This is a genomic window from Nodularia sp. UHCC 0506 (assembly GCF_034931045.1).
Classification (GTDB): Bacteria; Cyanobacteriota; Cyanobacteriia; order Cyanobacteriales; family Nostocaceae; genus Nodularia.
In genome coordinates this window covers 22,406-30,049 of the sequence record NZ_JAYGHH010000023.1, presented here as the reverse complement: position 1 = coordinate 30,049, position 7,644 = coordinate 22,406, and the positions used below count along the sequence as shown (strand labels likewise).

At 42.0% G+C, this 7,644-nt stretch carries 8 protein-coding genes; 6 read left to right on the top strand and 2 right to left on the bottom strand.

Annotated elements, in window-relative coordinates:
* The coding region (locus tag VB654_RS14220; RefSeq protein ID WP_323214424.1) for a disulfide bond formation protein DsbA at positions 1–507 on the top strand (507 nt) is incomplete at its 5' end.
* Between the two features lie 57 nt (positions 508–564).
* Here the strand turns inward: VB654_RS14220 and VB654_RS14215 are convergent.
* Together VB654_RS14215 and VB654_RS14210 are read right to left on the bottom strand one after the other, a co-directional pair.
* Positions 565–891: a hypothetical protein gene (locus VB654_RS14215; protein ID WP_323214423.1), complete on the bottom strand. Its 327-nt coding sequence runs from the start codon at positions 889–891 to the stop codon at positions 565–567.
* A gap of 110 nt (positions 892–1,001) precedes the next feature.
* Positions 1,002–1,619 (bottom strand): TetR/AcrR family transcriptional regulator, encoded by a 618-nt coding sequence (locus VB654_RS14210; RefSeq protein WP_323214422.1) that lies wholly within the window; start codon positions 1,617–1,619, stop codon positions 1,002–1,004.
* A 718-nt stretch (positions 1,620–2,337) separates the two neighbouring features.
* On the opposite strand from VB654_RS14210, the gene VB654_RS14205 reads away from it, so the two are divergent.
* From VB654_RS14205 to VB654_RS14185, 5 genes are all read left to right on the top strand, one after another.
* Positions 2,338–3,543, top strand: coding sequence for an ABC exporter membrane fusion protein (locus tag VB654_RS14205; RefSeq protein WP_323214421.1), 1,206 nt, complete (start codon positions 2,338–2,340; stop codon positions 3,541–3,543).
* A 66-nt stretch (positions 3,544–3,609) separates the two neighbouring features.
* Positions 3,610–4,782, top strand: coding sequence for an ABC transporter permease DevC (gene devC, locus VB654_RS14200; protein ID WP_323214457.1), 1,173 nt, complete (start codon positions 3,610–3,612; stop codon positions 4,780–4,782).
* A 58-nt stretch (positions 4,783–4,840) separates the two neighbouring features.
* A complete protein-coding gene (locus VB654_RS14195) occupies positions 4,841–5,557 on the top strand; it encodes a DevA family ABC transporter ATP-binding protein (RefSeq protein WP_323214420.1) in 717 nt (238 codons plus the stop codon).
* Positions 5,558–5,951: 394 nt separating this feature from the next.
* On the top strand, positions 5,952–6,881 hold the full coding sequence (locus VB654_RS14190) for a M23 family metallopeptidase (RefSeq protein ID WP_323214419.1): 930 nt from the start codon (positions 5,952–5,954) through the stop codon (positions 6,879–6,881).
* Between the two features lie 130 nt (positions 6,882–7,011).
* Positions 7,012–7,554 (top strand): late competence development ComFB family protein, encoded by a 543-nt coding sequence (locus VB654_RS14185; RefSeq protein ID WP_323214418.1) that lies wholly within the window; start codon positions 7,012–7,014, stop codon positions 7,552–7,554.
* Positions 7,555–7,644 lie beyond the last annotated feature (90 nt).

Here is a 7,644-nt window from a genome sequence, read left to right as displayed (position 1 = left end):
GGTGATCATATTCAAGAGGTGGCTAAAAAGTTCGATCACATCACTGTCCATCCTGATCTTTGGACTCAGGTGACACCACCTTCATCCACATCTTGTCATTTGTTTCTCCGTGCTATTCAACTAGTAGAAGCAAAGGGTTTAATAGAGCAAGATGACTCCGCAACGCTTGTGCAGACGGAACAAGTGTTTGAAAAAGCAGTCAGGGCATTTAGAGAGGCGTTTTTTATCCAACTAGCAAACGTTTCTGACCGCAAAGTGCAATTTGAAATTGCAGAGGAATTAAAACTCCCCATAGGTGCTATCCAAGCTCAGATAGATAACGGTGAAGCATACGCTCAACTATCCCAGGATTTTGAATTGGTCAAAGAGCATACGGTTACAGTTAGCCCCACTCTGATTTTTAATGAAGGACGGCAAAGACTCAACGGTAATGTCGGCTACCGAGTGATTGAGGCTAATATCCGTGAGTTATTACACAATCCTCCAGGAGAACAATCCTGGTGTTAACTTCATATCTCCATCTGGAGATAGATGACGCGAAACCTTGTTTCACACGACTAGCAACTACCACCAAAGGCGATTTCCCTGTTCGTCTACTCGTGCTTGGCGAATGACATCAGAAATTTCTTCGGCATCTCTGACATGATGGAGGGCTTTTTTTGTGCCATCAGGATATTCCACAACGAAGTAAGTCGGGACTGTAATCTGATCCCCTGTGATATCGGGTACATCTACCGCTACTTGTTTCGCCTTTTCTGCCAGTGATTTTGATTCCTCAATTACATCTCCTGGATTCGCTGTTAAGTTTCTTTCCTTTGGTGTTGGTTCTTCTCGTGAATGCCAGTCTTGACTGACTGGTTGATGAATTTGATTTTCTAGTTCCTTAGCCATGATAGTTTTCCTAATGAAAATTTATACATCTACTAAGAACAATCTAAAAAATTCAAGACATAATGAGTTCTTTCTTCCGAAAGAGTTTGTAATGAAGATTCATTGGTAGGTCAATCAGCACAATTAACAATTAAATGAGTTAAGGCATCTATCAAGCGATCGCCTTCCATTGGTATAATTTCCTTACCGTGCATAATTTCTTGCGTAATCACGAAATGCACTAAGGAGCCAATGAGAATTCTGGCTGTAGCCTCTGGATCAGGTATCTTTAATTCCGGGTGAGAAGCTAAATATTTAGTGATAGTCTCAATAGCTGGTTTAGCAATGCTGTAAATAAACACTTGCGCTAACTCAGGAAAACGTGCCGATTCTCCCATTAACAAACGTTCAAATGATTGATATTCTTGATCGTTGATCATCTGATCTAATGCTGTTGCGGCTAATCGGCGCAGAACAACATAGGGTTCTCCTTTTAGGGGTTGTGACCCCAATATGGAATGAAACCGCTTTTTGGCAAGTTTCTCAATTAATGCTTTAAATAATCCTTTTTTATCTTGAAAGTGGCTGTATACTGTGGCTTTAGAAACCCCAGCTGCTTCTGCGACTCTATCCATGCTAGTGGAAGCATAGCCATGAGCTAAAAATTCTTGCATCGCCCCTTGCAAAATTTTTTCTATTTTTTCTCCTGAATTTGAGCGATCAATTTCTCCCACTTTTAGACGCGCCATGTTCAAATAGTCCTTATCCTATCAAAATTTTCCAATACATTGAGCTTTGGGTCTTAATTATTCTCCACCCAATTATTCTTTTGTTTTGCAACCACTTGACTAAACTAGTCGGTTTAGTATAATTCTATTATAGAACTAAACCGTTTAGTTTTGTATACTACCGATCATTTTAGTGGAAACTGGTGCAGGGAAGAAGCAGGGAGCAAGGGAGAATGTACTCCGCCCTAGATCAAACGCCCTAAAAGGGCAGGGAAGAGTACCCCTGTTAGCAAGCCCCCTTCCCCTCTGCCTCTTCTGTCAATTTTATACAAGTAGGTAGGTAGGAAAAACCAAACTATATTACGAAAAGTAAACAGGGCAAAAATCCTTACCAATGACAAAGGACAAATGACGACTCCCACCAGTTAACTTTATTTACGCCCACTTACTTAGAGAACTCCACAAAAAAGTTGATCCAAATTTCTGCAACTAAAATGACCTTTCCTCCCCCTGCTCCCCGCTCCCTGCCCCCCTGCTCTCAAAACGACGGGATATTTTTTTATTTGGAAGTCTCTTATATGTCTGGGCAATATCGATGATTATGTCCAAAATTCAGGGATAGCATGATATTTTTTTCTCTGGTGAGTGATAAAAGAGAGTTAGGCGGGACATTTACCAAAATTTGATTTTTTTCTGATTTGAATCAGTGTATTTGGAATTGCTTCAAAGGTATGCTATCGTGCAAAACTCAAAGCTAGATCGATCAATATCTCCCCAATCGATTTTACGTCCGCCCTTTTTTATCGCTATCATTGTATCTTTAACTGTGATTGGCAGTAGTGTTTATACGGTATTAAAATTTCAGGATACAGTAAATCAGAAAGGGTCAGCACCAGCCGTACTACTACCTGAACTCAAAACGGTAACAGCCCTGGGACGTATTGAACCAAAAGGAAAAGTGATTAAACTCTCTGCTACCACTTCGGCAGAAGGAAGTCGGGTAGAAGAACTTTTAGTTAAAGAAGGGGATAGGATCAAAGCCGGGCAGGTAATAGCAATTTTAGATAGCCGCGATCGCTTGTCAGCGGCCTTGAGAGAGGCTGAAGAACAGGTGAAAGTAGAACAGGCAAACTTAAACCGCATCAAAGCAGGTGCTAAACGTGGAGAAATATTAGCACAAGAAGCCACAATTGCTCGCCTGGAGGCAGAACGCCAAGGTGATATTGCTGCCCAAAAAACTACTATAGCTAGATTAAAAGCCGAGGTAGGTAATGCCAAAGCCGAAAACCAACGTTATCAAGAGTTGTATCAAGAGGGCGCAATATCTGCCTCCCAGAGAGACAACAAGCGTTTAACACTGGAAACAGCCCAAAAAAATCTGCAAGAGGCACAAACGCAGTTAATTCGCATCGAGTTAACCAGTCAGCAACAAATTAAAGAAGCTATAGCAACACTGGATCGAATTGCGGAAGTGCCGCAAGTCAATATAGAAGCGGCTGCGGCGGAAGTCAATCGTGCCATAGCAGCTATGCAGCGTACACAGGCAAATCTACAACAAGCTTATGTGCGATCGCCTCAAGATGGTCAAATATTCGAGATCCACTCCCGTCCAGGCGAACTAGTCTCAAATAATGGCATTGCTGATATTGGTCAAACTAGTGAAATGTATGTAATTGCCGAGGTTTATGAAAGCGATATCGGTAAAGTTCATCCAGGGCAGAAAGTGCAAATATTTGGTGATTTCCTCCCGATTGAATTGCAAGGAACAGTAGCCCGCAAAGGCTTACAAGTGCGTCGGCAAAATGTGATCAACACTGACCCAGCCAGCAATATTGACAACAGGGTAGTAGAGGTTTATATCCGCCTGGATGAAACTTCTAATCAAAAAGCTGCAAATTTAACCAATATGCAAGTTAGGGCAGTAATTAAATTGTCTAATTCGTAATTCGTAATTCGTAATTCGGAATACGTTGTTTTTTCACATCCTCACTCAGCAATCAGCACTTTTATGATGGGACTAATCAAACAACTGCGGCGACGTACACCTCTGGGATGGTTGCAACTGAGTCACGAAAAAAGCCGTTTGCTGGTAGCATTGTCGGGAATTGCTTTTGCCGATGTGTTGATGTTTATGCAGATGGGCTTTCAGACGGCTCTATATGACAGTAACACTAGATTGCATCGCAGTTTGCAAGCAGACATTGTTTTAACTAGTCCCCAAGCCCGAAGTATGCAAAATATGCCCACCTTTTCACGACGGCGGCTTTACCAAGCAATGGATATTCCTGGGGTATATTCAGCAGAAGCAATGTATGTCAACAATATTATTTGGAAAAATCCCCAAACACGCCGCCAGACATCGGTTCAAGTCATTGGCTTTAATCCAGATAAACCAGCTTTTGATTTACCGGATGTGAATCAGCAATTACAGTTAATCAAGTTACCGGATACGGTTTTGTTTGACCGCAATGCTAGGGGAGATTACCAAAAGGCGATCGCTCAAATTGACCAAGGTAAAAAACTGACCACAGAAATAGATGGGCGGACAATTACCATTAGTGGTTTATTCACGGTGGGGGCTTCTTTTGGTTCTGATGGTAGCTTGATGACCAGCGATCAAAACTTTTTACGATTATTTTCCAGACGACCAGCCAGCAGTATCAGTTTAGGTTTAATCAAGGTAAAACCAGATTATGACCCCAAACAGGTAGCGATCGCTTTACAAGCCTATCTCAGAGATGATGTCAGCGTCATGACTCACGCAGAATTTATTGAATTTGAGAATAACTTCTGGAGAACAAACTCCCCTATTGGGTTTATTTTTAGCCTGGGTGTCTCAATGGGGTTTGCAGTGGGAGTTATTCTGGTTTATCAAGTTCTTTCCACCGATGTGAATGCCCATGTCAGAGAATACGCTACCTTTAAAGCCTTGGGGTATCGCAATTATTACCTACTAAGTGTAGTGTTTGAACAAACTTTGATTTTAGCAGCATTGGGCTTTATTCCCGGAGTAGTAGTATCTTTGGGTCTTTACCAAATGACTCGCACTGCCACAAATTTACCGATGTATATGACCGCAATTCGGGGGTTACACGTGTTAATTTTAACTATTTTCATGTGTTCAATTTCTGGGGCGATCGCTACCCGTAAACTGCGGTCTGCTGACCCGGCTGATATGTTTTAGAAAATTGAGAATTACCAATTGTCCAATCCCAGTATAAAATCTCTACTTTAAAGCTGCTATGCTGCCAGTCATTTCTATCCAAAATCTCGACCACTACTTTGGCCAAGGTTCACTTCGGAGACAAATTTTATTTAATATCAATCTAGAAATTCAATCTGGTGAAATTATTATCTTAACCGGGCCTTCTGGTTCTGGAAAAACTACTCTACTGACCTTAGTTGGAGGGTTGCGTTCTCCCCAGTTTGGCAGTTTACAGGTTTTGAACAGGGAACTTTGCGGTGCTAGTGCAGAACAATTAGTACAGGCGCGACAGCATAACGGTTATATTTTCCAAGCACACAATCTGCATGGTAGTTTAACAGCACTCCAGAATGTGAGAATGGGGTTGGAACTGCACAAGCATATTGGCCCACGAGAGATGCAAGTTCGTTCCGCCCTGATGCTAGAACAGGTAGGCTTAGGAAATCACCTTCATTATTATCCTGACAAATTGTCGGGAGGACAAAAACAACGAGTAGCGATCGCTCGTGCTTTGGTTAGTCATCCACCCTTAGTTTTAGCAGATGAACCAACTGCGGCGCTTGATAGTCAGTCTGGTCGAGATGTGGTCAATCTGATGCAAAAACTGGCTAAAGAACAAGGTTGCACAATCCTCATGGTTACTCACGATAATCGCATTTTGGACATTGCTGATCGTATTGTTCAGATGGAAGATGGCAAGCTAGTTAATACTTCTCCCACACTAGAAAAAAAACCAACTATTTACTTGGTATAGTTTAGTGCCAAGACTATTTATTTAAATTACTTAGTATCCTATGGTATATTCAAAAATAATTGCCACAATTAGGAAACACCAACTTCCATAAGCTAGTCTATTTCTCAGCAGAAGTAAGAGTATGTCCTAAAATGCATCTATTAATTGATCGCATTGGGCTAAAGCGTGTTTGCCTAGCGATCGCTCTGCGAATATGCTTACCGAAGGATAACCATTCCCATGCTCCCATTGAAGTCAGAAATTAAAGTCTAGATTTGACATAACAGATTGTGTTGTATTTCTGTCAGTAACCTAGCCCTTTAGGGAATGCACTAATTAGAATCAACAAGCAAGCCCTACTGACCAGACAGCGCGTAACTGAGTTTCCCGCCGTGTATTTTTATGATTATCGATCATGCATGACATTAGAGAATCTGATCAGAAACTGCCCTATTTTAGTTTCAAAGGCTGGAAACCCAACCGCCACATAAAAAACCTGTTCATCGGCATATTTGCATCTGTCTTTGTTGTCATCTTGGCTTTGCCTGTAGATGCTTTGCAAGCACAGGTGACTCCCAATAATCCTCAGTTGGGGGATACTATATCAGTGGTATTCAACGTAGATAATTCCGCAAATGGTAGTAATTTCACTGTAACTGTAAGAGAAAACTCTTATCCAGCATTTGCGATCGCTCCCAACAAATACCGAGCTTTAATTCCCACAACTCCTATGGATAAACCTGGAACCATAACACTGAAGGTTTCCGGGAATGGTAAAGAGCGAAACTTGGCAGTGAATTTGCGTAATCGTAATTTTCCCACACAACGGATTAATTTGCCACCTGGAAGAGCTGGGGTAAAAGCCACAGAACACGAACTCCAACGTGTCGCCGCTTTCAAAAAAATCCAAACACCGCAAAAGCATTGGAATGGTCCACTACTCAAGCCCAATGGAGGGCGAATTACAACAATCTATGGTGTACGTCGCTACTATAATGGTATATTTGCCAAGAATTACTACCATCGCGGTGTTGACTACGCTGGTGCTAAGGGTTCACCCGTAATTGCCCCAGCTGCCGGAACAGTGGCGTTGGTCGGTACAGTGTCCCAAGGGTTTCGGGTTCATGGTAACACCATAGGCATTGACCACGGGCAAGGAGTCACCAGTATTTTACTGCACCTTCATGGTATTAATGTCAAAGAAGGTGATTTCGTCAAAGCAGGTCAATTAGTTGGCACAGTCGGATCAACCGGCGCTTCCACAGGCCCCCATTTGCACTGGGGTTTATATGTCAACGGGCAATCTATTGATCCCGTACCTTGGAGATTTGATGGAGTCGATTAGTCATCAATGAATTGATAATATTTATCCACCTTTCATAATTTATTGTATACTTTTTGCCAATAATTAGGCAAAATGAATTTGACTGATACCGTCCCTACCTTGCTTGGCTAGCGTAAAGATAATGAGCTTTATGAGTATTGAAAAAATTGTAGAACAAGCTCTCCAGGATGGTTATTTAACACCTGTAATGGAAGCAGAAGTTGGAAGGATCTGTGATAACGCATCGGAACTCTCTATTGAAGAATACATGGCGCTGGATCGACTGATGGGGTCATTATTGACGGGTGAGGTAGTGGCGGTACCTCGCAAACAATTCATTAACGTCATGGAAGAATTGGTACTGTCTGAGGCGATCGCCAGAGCCGCAGAAATTGAAGCTACTAGCGAAAGTTCTTTGGATGTGGGGGATATAGCCGCTTATGCCCTGAACCGCTTACCGCCCTTGTATGCAACTACAGAAGAAGGTGCTAGTTATCAACGCCTACGAGCGAAAGCGGAACTGCAAGAATTAATTTCCCAGCAAATTACTGAATCTATAGGACGTAATATCGACCAACCCAACGACAACAGAACACCAGTATTTGCCAAAAGCACTGGTAATGAAGTCCTACGGCAAGTCAGTAATTTACTCCAGCTCTATGCCCCCAACTTTGAGCAAAAACCTCAAATTTAATCTTTGCTATCACTGATAACTTTTATAAAACCCTGGTTTAGTTAATAAACCAGGGCTTTTGTTCTGAATTAGGGCTGGCTGAAGAAATCT

Coding starts and splice junctions, on each gene's coding strand:
- VB654_RS14215 (WP_323214423.1), bottom strand. CDS start 891: ATGGCTAAGGAACTAGAAAATCAAATTCATCAACCAGTCAGTCAAGAC.
- VB654_RS14210 (WP_323214422.1), bottom strand. CDS start 1,619: ATGGCGCGTCTAAAAGTGGGAGAAATTGATCGCTCAAATTCAGGAGAA.
- devC (WP_323214457.1), top strand. CDS start 3,610: ATGGGACTAATCAAACAACTGCGGCGACGTACACCTCTGGGATGGTTG.
- VB654_RS14195 (WP_323214420.1), top strand. CDS start 4,841: ATGCTGCCAGTCATTTCTATCCAAAATCTCGACCACTACTTTGGCCAA.
- VB654_RS14190 (WP_323214419.1), top strand. CDS start 5,952: ATGCATGACATTAGAGAATCTGATCAGAAACTGCCCTATTTTAGTTTC.
- VB654_RS14185 (WP_323214418.1), top strand. CDS start 7,012: ATGAGTATTGAAAAAATTGTAGAACAAGCTCTCCAGGATGGTTATTTA.